This is a genomic window from Methylobacter sp. sgz302048, from assembly GCF_052162025.1.
In the GTDB taxonomy this organism is placed as follows: domain Bacteria; phylum Pseudomonadota; class Gammaproteobacteria; order Methylococcales; family Methylomonadaceae; genus Methylobacter.
The window spans coordinates 1,680,419-1,694,929 of sequence record NZ_CP197401.1 but is presented as its reverse complement, the minus strand read 5'-3'; the positions used below and the strand labels follow the sequence as shown (position 1 = coordinate 1,694,929).

Here is a 14,511-nt window from a genome sequence, read left to right as displayed (position 1 = left end):
GGTATCAAAATCAATGATCCGCTTTCCAGCCGAATGGGAAAAACAATCCGCCGTATTAATCGCCTGGCCGCATGCAACCGGCGACTTCAGCAATCGTCTCGATGCTGTCGAACAAAGCTACGGTTTTATTGCCGAAACGATAAGCCAGCATCAGCGCTTATTTATCGTCTGCAAGGATGACGCCCATCAGCAGCATATTCAGTCTTTAATCAAAAACAACGGCAATATCATCTTCCTTCACGCCGAAGTAAATGACATTTGGGTCAGGGATACCGTTTTCCTGACCGCAGAAGAAGACGGCCGTATGAAACTGCTCAATTTCAGATTCAACGGCTGGGGCGGCAAATACCCGCATCAGCGCGATAACGCGCTGAACCATGCCTTATTAAACTACAGTCCGTTCAAGAATGCGGCTTATGCCGACATAGACTTCATCCTCGAAGGCGGCAGTGTTGAAAGTGATGGCATTGACACAATCATGACCACGCGCCAATGCCTGCTGAACCCGAACAGAAACAAAGAACTGTCGCAACAGGACATTGAACAGCGACTGTTACAGTACTTCGGCGCCGAAAGAATATTATGGGTGGACCAGGAAAATCTGTCCGGCGACGATACTGACGCCCATATTGATACACTGGCCCGTTTCTGCTCAGCCACGACTATCGCCTATACCAGCAGCAATGATCCTGAAGACAAGCATTACGCAAGTTTGAAAAACATGGAATCTCAGCTGCAGGCTTTCCGCACGCAAGCAAATGAAGCCTATAATCTGGTGCCGCTACCGATGCCTAAACCGATCTTTGACGAAGAAGGCCAGCGCCTGCCGGCCAATTACGCCAATTTCCTGATCATCAATCAGGCCGTCATGGCGCCTGTCTATGACGACCCGATGGATGCAGTTGCCCTGGAACGGCTGGCCGGCTGTTTTCCGCATCACAAGATTATCGCCACGCCATGCCGGCCGCTGGTGCATCAATACGGCAGCTTGCATTGCATGACCATGCAGTTTCCTGAAAAAGCGTTTGCCGTTATCGGCTAATGCTCAAACCGTAATTCTCAGCGGTAATTAAGTATAAGCGTCCGATATATATTCGGATGCTTATATTATTGATGAAGCCCGTTACATAATAAAACGATTTAAATGAACTTGAAGTACAAGAGCTCATTCAAAGCCATAAATACTTTATATGAGCGAGTTTATTTAAGGCACAATCATAAAACATGAAGTACGGTCTCAAAAAACAAACCATAGCACAGATAAATGCCGTTTTTGCCGGCCATCCTGAAATAGAACAGGTCATACTCTACGGCTCTCGGGCGAAAGGCAATTATAAAGACAGCTCGGATATCGATCTTGCGTTAAAAGGGCATAAATTAAATTCAAGCGTTATTGACAGGGTAAATTTTGAGCTCGAAGACCTGTTTTTACCTTATTGTTTTGATATTTCACTCTTCAGTCGAATAAATAATGCCCATCTTATTGATCATATTAATCATATAGGCGTCATTTTTTATGAATCTGCAAATGCACCGCATTTAGATAGACAAAACTCCAGCCATGACTAAAACCTGGATGGCAATATTCTTTTCGGTACTGATCTGGTCGGCTATCAATCCCAAAGATTATTTTACCTGGCTACTTGAAACCGCACCCGCTCTGATCGCCTTGATCATTCTTATCGCGACACGCCGGCGCTTCCCTTTGACTCGCCTCACCTACAACCTGATTTTGATCCACAGCATTATCCTGATGATAGGCGCCCATTATACTTATGCCGAAGTTCCGCTATTTAATTGGCTAAAAGTGACCTTCGAATTGGAACGCAATAATTACGATAAACTCGGCCATCTGGCCCAAGGTTTTATCCCGGCCATTGTAGCCCGCGAGATATTAATCAGGAATCAAGTCGTGGCAGGCCGTAAATGGCTAAACTTCCTCATTATCTGTATCTGTTTAGCCATATCGGCATTTTACGAACTTATTGAATGGTTCGTTGCCTTAGTCAGCAAAGAAGCTGCCGAATCATTTTTAGGCACACAAGGTTATATGTGGGATACGCAGTCCGACATGGCTTTCGCGTTGGCCGGCGCAGTTTCGGCAATCGTAACGTTAAGCCGTCTTCATGACCGTCAAATAAGCAAAATTGCCGCAGGACAACCTTTGCCTTAGTGACCTTTCGGCTTTCACTGAGCCCGAATAGCGCTACTGCCTATTTTTAAATCGTTGTAAAATAATACTATTGTCAAAACCCATTCAAATTTATTCATCATGAAATCAAAATTAATCGTCAGCGCTGTTCAACAGCCCTGCAATGAAGACAGACAGACTAACCTTGAATTTTCCATTGAGAAAATCCATGAGGCGGCCGCTGCAGGCGCAGACCTGGCCGTACTGCCGGAACTGCATCTGGGGCCTTATTTCTGCCAGAACGAAGATCATAATACCTTCGCTCTTGCCCAGCCTATTCCCGGCCCCACAACCGAAGTCCTATCGGCAGTGGCTAAAAAGCTGGAGATCGTTATCGTTTCAACCATCTTTGAAGAAAGAGCGCCGGGACTTTATCACAACACCGCTGTTGTTTTTGATAAGGACGGCAGTATCGCCGGTAAATACCGGAAAATGCATATTCCCGACGATCCTGGCTTCTATGAGAAATATTATTTCACGCCGGGCGATATTGGTTTCAAACCAATCCAGACTTCAATCGGCAAACTAGGCGTATTGATCTGCTGGGATCAATGGTTTCCCGAAGCGGCAAGACTGATGGCTCTGGCTGGTGCAGAACTATTGATCTATCCTACCGCAATAGGCTGGGACCCTCTGGATACGCCTGAAGAACACAAGCGCCAACTGGATGCCTGGGTCACCGTTCAACGCGCGCACGCTGTAGCCAATGGCATTCCGGTCATATCCTGCAATCGCATCGGCTTTGAGAAAGCGCCTGATTCGGATAAAGGCATAAATTTCTGGGGCAATAGCTTTATCGCAGGCCCCCAAGGGGAAATAATCACTCATGCCAACGAATCGGAGATAAAGCTGCTGACCGCCGATCTTGACAGCTCAAGAGTTGAGCGCGTCAGACGAATATGGCCTTATTTGCGCGACCGAAGAATTGATGATTATGGGGATTTAACAAAACGTTTTATTGATTAAAACCACTGGCACAAGGCAAAAACCGCGCTATTTTGCCTTGTGCCCCGGACCGGAAAATATCTGCCTGAACTTGGATAATCAAACTTCAAATTCAGAACGATCATGGCCGGCATCGATCAAAGTCTGCATCCATTTTGGCGTCACTCCACGGCCAGTCCATGTTTTTTCAGGATCTTGGGGATGACGGTATTTAACAGGCACCTTAACGCCTTTGCGAGCAGACCTTTTATCACCTTCATAAATTTCAACGGCAACATCAATTGATGCCGCCAGTTCTTTTATCTGAGCGATAACTTCCTTACGTTTATTTGCCTGCTTAGTCTTTAATGCTTTTTCGGCTTTTTCAATAAGAGTCTGCAATTCATTTTCAGTGAGATTTTGATACTCTGTCGTTTTAAGATTCTGATACTGGGATTGGGTCATTTTAGCTCCTAATAATAAAAATATATTGCAATCATATCATGATTACCTAATACTATAAATAGTAAGAATTACTTAGATTAATCTTAAATAATCATTTATAACCCTATAATTTTTTAATTCTTAGCCTGCAACACTAAGTTAATAATAATCTTAAAGCTTTTTTAATTTAATAAATGCCCTAGCTCATCAATTAAGTCTAACGCCTCAATTACCTGCATTTTTATCAGTAAATAACTTGCTGCTGGTTGCCCTCCATCTATTACCTAAGATATTTATCCGTTATTAAAGCAGTCTTTCTATTATCTAGCCATTCATGACAGAGCGTCCGACCTTTTAATTCGTTTAATTCAGTAAAATAATAAATGCCTACTGCTTTTGTTTTATTGACACTAACCAGTAGATTTAGTTCTCCGACAGACTTATTATTAACCCCATGAGTCGATAAAGCACGGGAAACATTTTTATTAATAATTGAGACATGCTGTTTTTTGTTGCGCTTTTTGTTTAACTATTATTGGTTGCCTTTTTACTTTCCCCTTAACTTTAATACTAGCCGGTTGGTTTTAGCTTCTGGCCCGATCGTATTATTAACAACTTTGGACAAGCCCACAGGCTCAATTATTACTGGCTGCTCTTTGTGTATATTCATCTATTATTTCCGCTTTAGCTGAAGCATTAACGTTTGCATCAGACAGTGGCGCATCCGTCTTTTTGACATCCGGCTTTATGAAAAGTACAGCCCACTTGAAAGCAGGACGATTACAATGCTGACAATTAATAATATTCGCTTGGCATGCCGCACTGTTATCATCTCAGGCACAGAGACATGCTTTCCGATTTTGAATAATGAACTCTAATTACCATATTTTCTGTCTCTCATATTTTTATCTCAACAACAAGCAGATGAAACTTTATGATTGTCTTTGCCACTAATAAAATGAACCATACTTTGGCTAGACAATATCTAACCAAGTACTATACCACTGCGGATAGGGTGGAAATTTAAAAACCCGTTTTGAATAAATTGGATAATACTAATGAGTAAGCTGCTAAAACTTTTTCAAGATTCTTCCGGCCTCTATGGCAGCAATGCCAGTTTCATTGAAAGTCTGTATGAAAAGTTTCTGGAAGATCCTGAGTCGGTCGACCCCAGCTGGCAGAAAGAATTCAGCGCCATTCACGACGGTGTCGAATATGAAGCGGCCCACAGTCCCATCGTAAAACGCTTTGCACAGCTCGCGATTAAATCTCAAGGCAGGCTGGCTGAATTGCAAGGGTTCACGGAAGAAAGCGTCAAAAAGCAATCAGCCGCTGCCCGGCTCATCAACCATTACCGCGTCCGCGGGCATCAAATCGCTCAAAACAATCCGCTGGGAAAAACAACGCCCCCGCCTCCCGATTTTGATCCGGCTTATTACGGACTGTCCGCGCCCGACATGGATACCCTGTTCGATGCCGACATGCTGCGGGGCATTGACCGGTTACCGCTGCGCGACATCATAACCAGCCTGAAAGAGATTTACTGCGGCAGCATTGGCACCGAATACATGCATATTGTCGATACAACAATCAAACGCTGGATAAGAAATCATCTGGAAAGCCCGAAATCGACTTTAGCGATAGAACCCGAAAAAAAGCGCTGGCTGTTGAAGCTGCTGACTGCAGCTGAAGGCATAGAAAACTATCTGCATACACGATTTGTCGGCCAAAAGCGCTTCTCACTGGAAGGCGGCGAATCGCTAATTACGGTTCTCGACGAACTCGTTCAGAGAGCCGGGGAAAAAGGCGTTAAAGAAGTCGTGATCGGCATGGCGCACAGAGGCCGGCTGAATGTGCTGATCAATGTCCTAGGCAAAAGTCCCGCCATTTTATTCGACGAATTCGCCGGCCTGCCCAAGCTATCGCCCGGTGTCATTTCCGGCGACGTCAAATATCACATGGGGTTTTCATCCAACATTGCCACGCCTGGCGGACCGCTGCATTTGACGCTGGCTTTCAACCCGTCGCACCTTGAGATCATCGATCCGGTCGTGGAAGGCTCGGTAAAAGCACGTCAGGACAGGGCCGGCGCAGATGGCGAAAAAGCTGTCATCCCAGTGCTGATCCACGGCGATGCCGCGTTTTCGGGACAAGGCATCATCATGGAAACGCTGAACATGTCGCAAACCCGGGCCTTTTCCACCGGCGGCACGATTCATATCGTCATCAACAACCAGATCGGCTTTACCACCAGCAATCCGCAGGACGCGCGTTCCACCCTCTATTGCACCGATGTGGCCAGCATGATTCAAGCGCCGGTTTTCCACGTCAATGGAGACGACCCCGAAGCCGTCATTTTTGTCACTAAAATGGCGCTTGATTTCAGAATGACTTTCAACAGAGACGTCGTCATCGACCTGATTTGCTACCGTCGCCTCGGCCACAACGAAGCCGATGAGCCCTCGGCCACTCAGCCGCGCATGTACAAGAAAATCCGCAAACTCAAAACCACGCGGCGGCTTTATGCGGACCGTCTGATCAGTGAAGGCGTCATTACGGAGGAACAGGCGGCCGAAATGGAAGAGCAGTATCAGAAGCAGCTTGATGCCGGCCAGGTCGTTTCCCGGCCTGTGCTGGACCACAACCATTACTCATATACCACGCAATGGAATCAGTTCCTGCACGGAAAATGGGACACCCCCTGCGACACTTCCGTTTCGATAGACCACATTCGCTTCTGCAACGATCGCATGCAGCGGCTGCCGGCCGGCTTTGAACTACATCCGCGCGTCGCTAAAATTATGGATAACCGCCGTAAAATGGCTGCCGGCGCCATGCCTCTGGACTGGGGATTTGCCGAGAACATGGCTTATGCGACCTTGCTGATGGAAAAATATAATGTCCGCCTGACCGGCCAGGATGTCGGCCGGGGCACATTCTTCCATCGCCATGCCGTCTTGCATAATCAGCTCAACGGCAAAACCCACACGCCGCTGAAACATCTGGACAAGGATCAGGGCCAGACGCAGATTTTCGATTCATTGCTGTCCGAAGCAGCCGTATTGGGATTCGAATACGGCTACAGTTCCACCGTACCGAATACACTGGTCATCTGGGAAGCGCAGTTCGGCGATTTTGCCAATGGCGCGCAAGTCGTCATCGATCAGTTCATCAGTTCCGGAGAAACCAAATGGGGCCGACTGAGCGGTCTGGTCATGTTTCTGCCGCACGGTTTCGAAGGCCAGGGACCTGAACACTCATCCGCCCGACTTGAACGCTATCTGCAGCTGTGTGCCGAACACAACATTCAGGTCTGCAATCCGACCACGCCGGCACAGATATTTCATTTGCTGCGCCGGCAATTGATCAGGCCTTACAGAAAGCCGCTGATTGTCATGACGCCCAAAAGCCTGCTCAGGCATAAATTCGCCGTTTCCACGCTGGAAGACCTGACCGATGGGCAATTTCAGACTATCATCGGCGAACAGGACCCGATCAATCCGAAAAAAGTTACGCGCTTTATCTTATGCTCCGGCAAGGTTTACTATGATCTGCTCGAAGCGCGCCGCAAGGACAAAGACAATCTGAAACATGTAGCCATCACGCGCATAGAACAATTGTATCCTTTCCCCATCGAAGCCTTTAGAGCGGAACTGGCGAAGTATCCGGCCATGAAAGAATTCGTCTGGTGTCAGGAGGAGCCTCAGAATCAAGGCGTCTGGTATCAATCCAAACATCATTTCGCAGATAGTCTGCCTGCGCATGTCACTATGAGTTACAGTGGCAGAGAGGCGTCTGCAGCCCCTGCGGTGGGGAATTTCCGCGTCCACATAGAACAACAAAAAGCCGTCGTAGAATCGGCCTTATACAGTAAGTCATCAGGAAAATAACATGAGCATTGAAGTCCTAGTCCCCAACCTGCCCGAATCGGTTTCAGACGCCACACTGGCTACCTGGCACAAGCGCCCCGGCGATTTGGTCGATAAAAACGAAAACCTGGTCGATCTGGAAACGGATAAAGTGGTTCTTGAGGTGCCTGCACCGGACTCAGGCATTCTGCGTGAAATACGCAAGAAAGACGGCTCGATAGTCGTTGCCGGCGAAGTACTGGCCGTGCTCGAGCCTCAAGCCGCTCAAGCACAGACAGCCGGCAAAATACAGGCCGTTGAGGATATTGAAACGGCCGAACCTGAAACACGCGCACCTGGCAGTGAAGCGCATCCTGCGCTCAGCCCTTCGGTACGTCGACTGATTCTGGAAAATAATATCGATCCCGTTGGCATAAAAGGCACGGGCAAAAATGGCCGCATCACTAAAACCGACGTGCTGGATTATCTGGAAAGCCACAAACCACCTGCAACTGAAATCGAACCGCCAAAACCGGAAACCGCGCCCGTAGAGTCCATCAGGCAGGAAACAACGGCTAAATCAGAGATAGTCAAGCCAGCCGAGCCGGCAATGCCTGCTATGAATCTACGTCCGGAACAACGAGTTCCAATGACGCGTTTGAGAGCGAGGATTGCCGAGCGCCTGCTGCAGGCCCAGCAAAATGCAGCCATGCTGACGACTTTCAATGAAGTCAATATGCAAAACGTTATTGATCTTCGCAATCAGTACAAAGCCCGTTTCGAAGAAAAGCACCATATCAAGCTGGGCTTCATGTCATTTTTCGTCAAGGCTTCCATCGAAGCCTTGAAGCGTTTTCCGGCTGTGAATGCTTCCATTGACGATAACGATATTATATATCACGGCTACTATGACATTGGCATCGCTGTTACGACAGAGCGCGGCCTGATCGTACCGGTTCTGCGCGATGCCGATCAGCTCGATTTCGCCGGCATTGAGAGAAGCATCGCCGATTACGGAGAAAAAGCGCGTAACGGCACACTGGGCTACGAGGACCTGAAAGGCGGCACATTCACCATTACCAACGGCGGTATTTTCGGTTCCATGCTGTCAACGCCGATATTGAATCCGCCGCAGTGCGCCATATTGGGCATGCATGCCATCAAGGAGCGCCCCATTGTCGAAAACGGCCAGATTGTCATCCGGCCAATCATGTATCTGGCTTTGTCCTACGATCACCGCCTGGTCGACGGACGCGATGCCGTGCAGTTTTTAGTGACGATTAAAGAATGCCTGGAAGCTCCCGCCCATCTGCTTCTTAATATCTGATGTTACGTCGGACGATTTTATCCCGTTTGCCGCGCCGAGCACCGCAGCTTTCGGCGAGAACACCCAGCATTCGACGCCGCCAACGCTGGGTCCCTGGTTCCCATGGTCCTCCGTAGGAACCGATACCGAGCTTTGAGAGCGGCACGTCGTATCCAAGCCCGGTATACGTTCCCACGCAGGAGCGTGGGAGCGAGGAAATGCAGGAGCAATTGCCGAGGCGACGCAAAAGAAAGGCACTCGCCCTCGGGTGCGATAAACCCGATTAAACCAAACCGTCGCGCTAGCGATATTTTAGCCAAACCGATCTGTATTCAACTTACTGCGTAACATCAGTTAATATTTAAGAAGGCTTTATTATGTCAAAGCTACAATCTCATTACGATGTCGTCGTCATTGGCGCAGGGCCGGCTGGTTATGTCAGCGCCATCCGATGCGCGCAGCTCGGCTTGAAAACGGCCTGCGTCGATAATTGGAGCAATAACAAACGCCAGAGCAGCCTGGGCGGCACTTATCTTAATGCCGGCTGTGTCCCCGCTATAGCCCTTCTCGAGTCGGCAAAAATTTATCATCTGCTGAACCATGAGCTGAGCAGACATGGTATTCATGCTGAAAATATTTCAGTGGACATCTCCCAGATGATGCGACGCAAGGACAAAATCATCGAAACGCTCAGCAATAAAATCGTCGATATATTTAACCATCACAAAATTACCCGTATCCATGCCCAGGCAAAATTGCTCAATGCCTGCGAAGTGGAAATTACCCCTGTAGACCATTCGTCATCGTCCATCATTAAGGCCAAAAATATTATCCTGGCCACCGGCTCATCCCCGATCTGTCTGCCCTGCGCCCCGATCGACAATGAACTCATCATTGACTCCACAACCGCCTTAAGCCTTGACAGCGCACCCAAAAAGCTGGGCATTATCGGCGCCGGTGTCATAGGCCTGGAGCTTGCCTGCATTTGGAAGAAACTCGGCTCTGAAATCGTTATGCTGGAAGCGCAGGAAAATTTTTTAACGCTGCCCGACCAGCAAATCTCACGCGAAGCCTATCGCATCTATACGCAACAAGGACTGGAAATGCGTTTGGGCGCGCGGGTCATTTCCACCAAAAAAGGCCATAAAAAAGTTACTGTCGAATATCAGGATAGTGAAGGTCTGCATTGCCTGCGTGTAGACAAACTGCTTGTTGCCTCGGGAAGAAAACCCAATACCGAAAACCTGATCGCCGCGGAAGCCAACTTAATGCTCGATGAAAATGGCTTCGTGCATGTCGATGAAAACTGCAGAACCACCCTGCCTAGTGTTTATGCGATAGGCGATTTGACTTCGCTCGGCCCCATGCTGGCCCATAAGGGCATAGAGGAAGGCGTCTTCGTCGCCGAACAGATTGCCGGCGTTCACAACCCGATCAATTACGACCTCCTGCCCTGCGTTATTTATACCGAACCTGAAGTCGCCTGGGTCGGCCAGACCGAACAGGCTTTAAGAGCCATAGGCGAGCGCATCAAGATCGGAACTTTTCCGTTAAGCGCGGCCGCCCGGTCTCATGCCATGGGCATTTCTGAGGGGATGGTTAAGATCATTACCCATGCCGAAACCGATGCCATACTTGGCGTTCATATCATTGGCGCCCATGCCTCCGAGCTGATTGCCGAAGCCGCACTGGCTATGGAATTCTCGGCCAGCGGCGAAGATCTGGCCAGAACCATACACGCACACCCGACCATCTCAGAAGCCTTGCATGAAGCGGCGCTGTCTCTTGAGAAACGGACATTGCATTTGCCGGTGGGCACACTGGCATCATAAGAAACGCCGATTCATCTAATACAGAAATCCAATATGCCCCTCTCTTCCGTTTTTGAATCCCTGTTCAAATGGCTTTTCATGCTCAGCGTATTGGTGATGGGAGCGACTTATTTTTATAAGGGCACGTTGCCTGATCCCTCGTATTACGATCTGGCTCAACTCGAAGAACCGGTGCAAACGCCGATTTCCGATCAGGCTTTCACGCTGCAGGTCAATGGACAGGAATATACAGTCAATCCCAAATTCAGCTATGAGCTCGACGGCGTCGTTGTCGGCTATCATGACGCCGATGATTTCAGTGATATCTGGCATCACAAACGCTGGAAGGATTTCATCAATCTGCGTGATCTCTGCGTAATCTGGGGCGAGAATGTCGAGTCAGGCGTTTACAAAAGCATGACGTTCAGCAATGACAGCTGGACCTGCTGGGCGTCCTGGCCCGATGCCTCAGTCGGTGCGCTTTTCAAAATGAATGCACTGTCCAACAATCATCTGCTGACCGATGATGACGCAGTCAAAACAGCCCTGATGAGTGCCGAACCCGGCGATCATATCCGGCTGAAAGGCGTTCTGGCGAGCTATTCCAATAAAGCCAGCGGCTTTCAGCGCGGCACCAGCGTCATCCGTGACGACACCGGCAACGGCGCTTGTGAAACGATTTATCTGGACGAATTCAAGATTATCAAGAAAGCCAACCGCAAGCTGCGCCGGTTATATGGCATGACAAAATGGCTGGCCCTCGTTGCCGGTATCGGATTTCTGATCATGTTTGCCATCACACCGGTCAGAAATAACCGAAGGTATTAACTGCAAAAATTCATCTGCCACGAGGACACGAAGAATAGAACTTCGCGTCCTCGTGGTTTCAGGTTTCATGTTTTAGGCAGCGAACTTACTCACACTCCAAACCATCAACCCGCTGAAAGCCTCTCGGCAAAGCCGATCCTCTATTGGCGCGGCTGCCTGAATAATGCTCGATATCAGACGGTTTCAGCGTCAAATGGCGCTTTCCGGCCAGCACTTTCAGCTGACCGTTTTCCGGCAGCGCAATCACCGCGATCACTTCATCCTTGCCGGCGGCCAGATCCGAAGTCGGGATCTGGATCAGCTTGTTGCCCTTGCCCTTCGCCAGCGCCGGCAGTTCGGCCACCGGAAAGACCAACAAACGGCCCTGCATCGTAACGGCCGCAAGCAGGTCGGATTCGTTGGCTACCCGTGCCGGCTTCAACACCTTGGCGCCATCCGGCAGCGCAATCAGTGACTTGCCGGCCTTGTTCTTGCTGAACAGTTCCTTGAGCTGCACACGGAAGCCGTAGCCGGCGTTGCTGGCCAGCACAAACCAGTCATCGGGATTGCCGGCGAGCAGATGCGTGAAGTAGGCGCCGGCCGGCGGATTAAGGCGTCCCGTCAGCGGCTCGCCCTGGGTTCGGGCCGACGGCAGATCATGCGTCGACGTGCTGTAAGCCCGGCCGGTCGAATCGAGCAGATAAACCGGCTGGGTTGTTCGGGTCCTGACCGCATCGAGAAAACTGTCGCCGGAGCGGTAGCTCAGACTGGTCACGTCAATGTCATGGCCCTTGGCCGCCCTGATCCAGCCTTTCTGCGACAGAATCACCGTCAACGGCTCATTGGCTATCAGCTCGGTCGTATCCAGCGCCTGCGCGGCCTGTCTTTCGATGATCGGCGAACGGCGGTCGTCGCCGTATTTCTCGGCGTCGCGTTCGAGTTCCTTCCTGATCAGGCGGTTCAGCAATTTTGAGGAACCGAGGGTCTTCTCCAGCGCAGCCCGCTCTTTTTCCAGCTCATCCTGCTCGCCGCGGATCTTCATCTCTTCCAGCTTGGCCAGATGTCTCAGCTTTAATTCGAGAATCGCCTCGGCCTGCAGGTCACTGAGGCCGAACCGCGCCATCAGCACCGGCTTGGGATTGTCTTCATTGCGGATAATGGCGATGACTTCATCGATGTTCAGATAGGCGATCAGCAAGCCGTCCAGAATATGCAGACGCGCCATCACCTTGTCGAGCCGATGCTGAAGCCGGCGCCGGACCGTTTCGGTACGGAACGACAGCCATTCGGTCAGGATGTCTCTCAGCCCTTTGACTTGCGGCCGACCGTCCAGGCCGATCATGTTCATGTTGACGCGATAGCTTCTTTCCAGATCCGTCGTCGCGAACAAATGCGACATGACCGCCTCGACATCGAGCCGTTTCGATTTCGGTATGACCAGCAGGCGGGTCGGATTTTCATGGTCCGATTCGTCCCTCAAATCCTCGATCATCGGCAGTTTTTTCGCCAGCATTTGCGCCGCGATCTGCTCCATCAATTTGGCGCCGGATACCTGATGCGGCAGGGCCGTGATAACGATATTGCCGTCTTCAAGCTCGTATTTGGCGCGCATCTTGATCGAGCCGCCGCCGCTGACATACATTTTCCGTATCTCTTCGGCGGGCGTGATGATTTCGGCGTCGGTCGGATAATCGGGACCTTTGATATGCCTGAAAATGACGTCTAGCGAGCAGTCGGGATCATCCAGCAACTCGATGCAGGCATTGGCCACTTCGCGCAGGTTGTGCGGCGGAATGTCGGTCGCCATGCCGACGGCGATGCCCATCGTGCCGTTCAGCAGCACGTTCGGCAATCTTGCCGGCAGTAAAACCGGCTCTTTCAGCGTGCCGTCGAAATTGTCGGTCCAGTCGACCGTGCCCTGCCCCAACTCGCTCAGCAGGGTTTGCGCATAAGGCGTCAGCCGCGATTCGGTGTAGCGCATGGCCGCGAACGATTTCGGATCGTCCGGCGAGCCCCAGTTGCCCTGGCCGTCGATCAACGGATAGCGGTAGGAAAAATCCTGCGCCATCAGCACCATGGCTTCGTAGCAGGCCGAGTCGCCGTGTGGGTGGTACTTGCCGAGCACGTCGCCGACCGTTCTGGCTGATTTTTTGTATTTCGCCGCCGCCGTCAGGCCCAGCTCCGACATCGCATAAACGATGCGCCGCTGCACCGGTTTCAGGCCGTCGGCAATATGCGGCAGGGCCCGATCCAGAATCACATACATGGAATAATCCAAGTAGGCTTTCTCGGCAAAATGCTTTAACGGCAGTTGTTCGTAATTTTCTTGTATACCCACAATCACAATTCATCCTTTGGTAAATCTACATGTAACGCCCGACTCTTTTCCATGAATTCCTGACGCATTTTTTTGCGCATTTCTGCAGCTTCAAATAATCTTCTTTCCACTTCAGTCTCTATCTGTAGTTTCGGTATTTCCTGAGGTTTGCCGTTTTCATCGACGGCCACCATAGTAAAGTAGCAGGAGTTGGTATGCCTTGTTTCTCCTGTCATCAGATTCTCGGCCTCGACCTTGACGCCGATTTCCATAGAGGAGCGTCCCACGTAATTGACATGCGCGGAGAAAGTCACTAGTTCACCAACCTTGATCATCTGCCTAAAGAACACATGGTCCAGCGATGCAGTCACGACATAGTTCTTGCAATACTTCGCCGCGCAGGCATAGGCCACCTGATCCAATAGCTTCAATAGCGCGCCGCCGTGCACATTGCCGGAAAAATTCGCCATATCCGGCGTCATCAGCACGGTCATGGCCAACGACTTCTCTTGTCTATCCATTTTACTTTCCTGACTCAATAAGGCTGTATAGCCTTGTTATGACACGGGCAATCCGAAAAATGCCCTCCTGTCGTCCCCTTACGACGTATTCTACCTGAAGGCTGCTTATAAAGGCCTAAGAACCTGTTCATTGTCTCCACAGCAACGACAAGCAAGCGAAATTACAGGCGGGTATTGGGCAGGCGCGCGGTATTTTTCCATAGGCTCCGGCACTTTACTAGATACGTACAGTCCAGCCTTGGGCTTTTCTTATGTTTCTGTTGTCAGCAGGTATTGAACAGGCCCAGATCCGACGGTTGCGACCTGTTTTTTTCTCCTCACTGCCACTTTTAGCAGTTGATT

The 14,511-nt window shown here is 50.1% G+C and carries 11 protein-coding genes; 8 read left to right on the top strand and 3 right to left on the bottom strand.

The annotated features are described in order from the left end of the window. Window positions 1–13: 13 nt before the first annotated feature. The 4 genes from ACTNE6_RS07980 to ACTNE6_RS07965 all read left to right on the top strand — a co-directional run bounded on the left by ACTNE6_RS07980 (window position 14) and on the right by ACTNE6_RS07965 (window position 3,157). The gene (locus ACTNE6_RS07980) at window positions 14–1,042 is read left to right on the top strand and encodes an agmatine deiminase family protein (protein WP_442499258.1); all 1,029 of its coding nucleotides are present in this window, start codon (window positions 14–16) and stop codon (window positions 1,040–1,042) included. A 182-nt stretch (window positions 1,043–1,224) separates the two neighbouring features. Then, window positions 1,225–1,569, top strand: a complete 345-nt coding sequence (locus ACTNE6_RS07975; RefSeq protein ID WP_434482963.1) for a nucleotidyltransferase domain-containing protein — start codon at window positions 1,225–1,227, stop codon at window positions 1,567–1,569. Further along, entirely contained in the window at window positions 1,562–2,173 is a 612-nt protein-coding gene (locus ACTNE6_RS07970) for a DUF2238 domain-containing protein (RefSeq protein WP_194970463.1), read from the top strand. The genes ACTNE6_RS07975 and ACTNE6_RS07970 overlap by 8 nt, the downstream gene beginning before the upstream one ends. A 99-nt stretch (window positions 2,174–2,272) precedes the next feature. Beyond that, window positions 2,273–3,157: a carbon-nitrogen hydrolase gene (locus ACTNE6_RS07965; RefSeq protein WP_194970462.1), complete on the top strand. Its 885-nt coding sequence runs from the start codon at window positions 2,273–2,275 to the stop codon at window positions 3,155–3,157. A 78-nt stretch (window positions 3,158–3,235) separates the two neighbouring features. On the opposite strand, the gene ACTNE6_RS07960 is transcribed toward ACTNE6_RS07965, so the two are convergent. Further along, window positions 3,236–3,580 carry an H-NS histone family protein gene (locus ACTNE6_RS07960; RefSeq protein ID WP_194970461.1) on the bottom strand — a complete coding sequence of 115 codons (345 nt, stop codon included), beginning with the start codon at window positions 3,578–3,580 and terminating at the stop codon, window positions 3,236–3,238. Between the two features lie 1,037 nt (window positions 3,581–4,617). On the opposite strand from ACTNE6_RS07960, the gene ACTNE6_RS07955 reads away from it, so the two are divergent. The 4 genes from ACTNE6_RS07955 to ACTNE6_RS07940 all read left to right on the top strand — a co-directional run bounded on the left by ACTNE6_RS07955 (window position 4,618) and on the right by ACTNE6_RS07940 (window position 11,352). Next, window positions 4,618–7,449 (top strand): 2-oxoglutarate dehydrogenase E1 component, encoded by a 2,832-nt coding sequence (locus tag ACTNE6_RS07955; RefSeq protein WP_442499257.1) that lies wholly within the window; start codon window positions 4,618–4,620, stop codon window positions 7,447–7,449. 1 nt (window position 7,450) lies between these two features. Next, a complete protein-coding gene (odhB, locus tag ACTNE6_RS07950) occupies window positions 7,451–8,734 on the top strand; it encodes a 2-oxoglutarate dehydrogenase complex dihydrolipoyllysine-residue succinyltransferase (RefSeq protein ID WP_442499256.1) in 1,284 nt (427 codons plus the stop codon). A 356-nt stretch (window positions 8,735–9,090) separates the two neighbouring features. Continuing rightward, entirely contained in the window at window positions 9,091–10,545 is a 1,455-nt protein-coding gene (lpdA, locus tag ACTNE6_RS07945) for a dihydrolipoyl dehydrogenase (RefSeq protein ID WP_442499255.1), read from the top strand. Window positions 10,546–10,578: 33 nt separating this feature from the next. After that, window positions 10,579–11,352 (top strand): hypothetical protein, encoded by a 774-nt coding sequence (locus tag ACTNE6_RS07940; RefSeq protein WP_442499254.1) that lies wholly within the window; start codon window positions 10,579–10,581, stop codon window positions 11,350–11,352. An 85-nt stretch (window positions 11,353–11,437) separates the two neighbouring features. On the opposite strand, the gene parC is transcribed toward ACTNE6_RS07940, so the two are convergent. Beyond that, entirely contained in the window at window positions 11,438–13,669 is a 2,232-nt protein-coding gene (parC, locus tag ACTNE6_RS07935; protein WP_442499253.1) for a DNA topoisomerase IV subunit A, read from the bottom strand. A gap of 2 nt (window positions 13,670–13,671) precedes the next feature. Further along, complete coding sequence (locus tag ACTNE6_RS07930) at window positions 13,672–14,169, bottom strand: acyl-CoA thioesterase (protein ID WP_268120367.1); 498 nt, start codon at window positions 14,167–14,169, stop codon at window positions 13,672–13,674. Between the last annotated feature and the right edge of the window lie 342 nt (window positions 14,170–14,511).

Bases quoted from the DNA above. Each gene is read 5' to 3' on its own strand.
- odhB (WP_442499256.1), top strand. From the start codon at position 7,451: ATGAGCATTGAAGTCCTAGTCCCCAACCTGCCCGAATCGGTTTCAGAC.
- ACTNE6_RS07955 (WP_442499257.1), top strand. From the start codon at position 4,618: ATGAGTAAGCTGCTAAAACTTTTTCAAGATTCTTCCGGCCTCTATGGC.
- ACTNE6_RS07965 (WP_194970462.1), top strand. From the start codon at position 2,273: ATGAAATCAAAATTAATCGTCAGCGCTGTTCAACAGCCCTGCAATGAA.
- ACTNE6_RS07930 (WP_268120367.1), bottom strand. From the start codon at position 14,169: ATGGATAGACAAGAGAAGTCGTTGGCCATGACCGTGCTGATGACGCCG.
- ACTNE6_RS07970 (WP_194970463.1), top strand. From the start codon at position 1,562: ATGACTAAAACCTGGATGGCAATATTCTTTTCGGTACTGATCTGGTCG.
- ACTNE6_RS07980 (WP_442499258.1), top strand. From the start codon at position 14: ATGATCCGCTTTCCAGCCGAATGGGAAAAACAATCCGCCGTATTAATC.
- ACTNE6_RS07960 (WP_194970461.1), bottom strand. From the start codon at position 3,580: ATGACCCAATCCCAGTATCAGAATCTTAAAACGACAGAGTATCAAAAT.
- ACTNE6_RS07940 (WP_442499254.1), top strand. From the start codon at position 10,579: ATGCCCCTCTCTTCCGTTTTTGAATCCCTGTTCAAATGGCTTTTCATG.
- ACTNE6_RS07975 (WP_434482963.1), top strand. From the start codon at position 1,225: ATGAAGTACGGTCTCAAAAAACAAACCATAGCACAGATAAATGCCGTT.
- lpdA (WP_442499255.1), top strand. From the start codon at position 9,091: ATGTCAAAGCTACAATCTCATTACGATGTCGTCGTCATTGGCGCAGGG.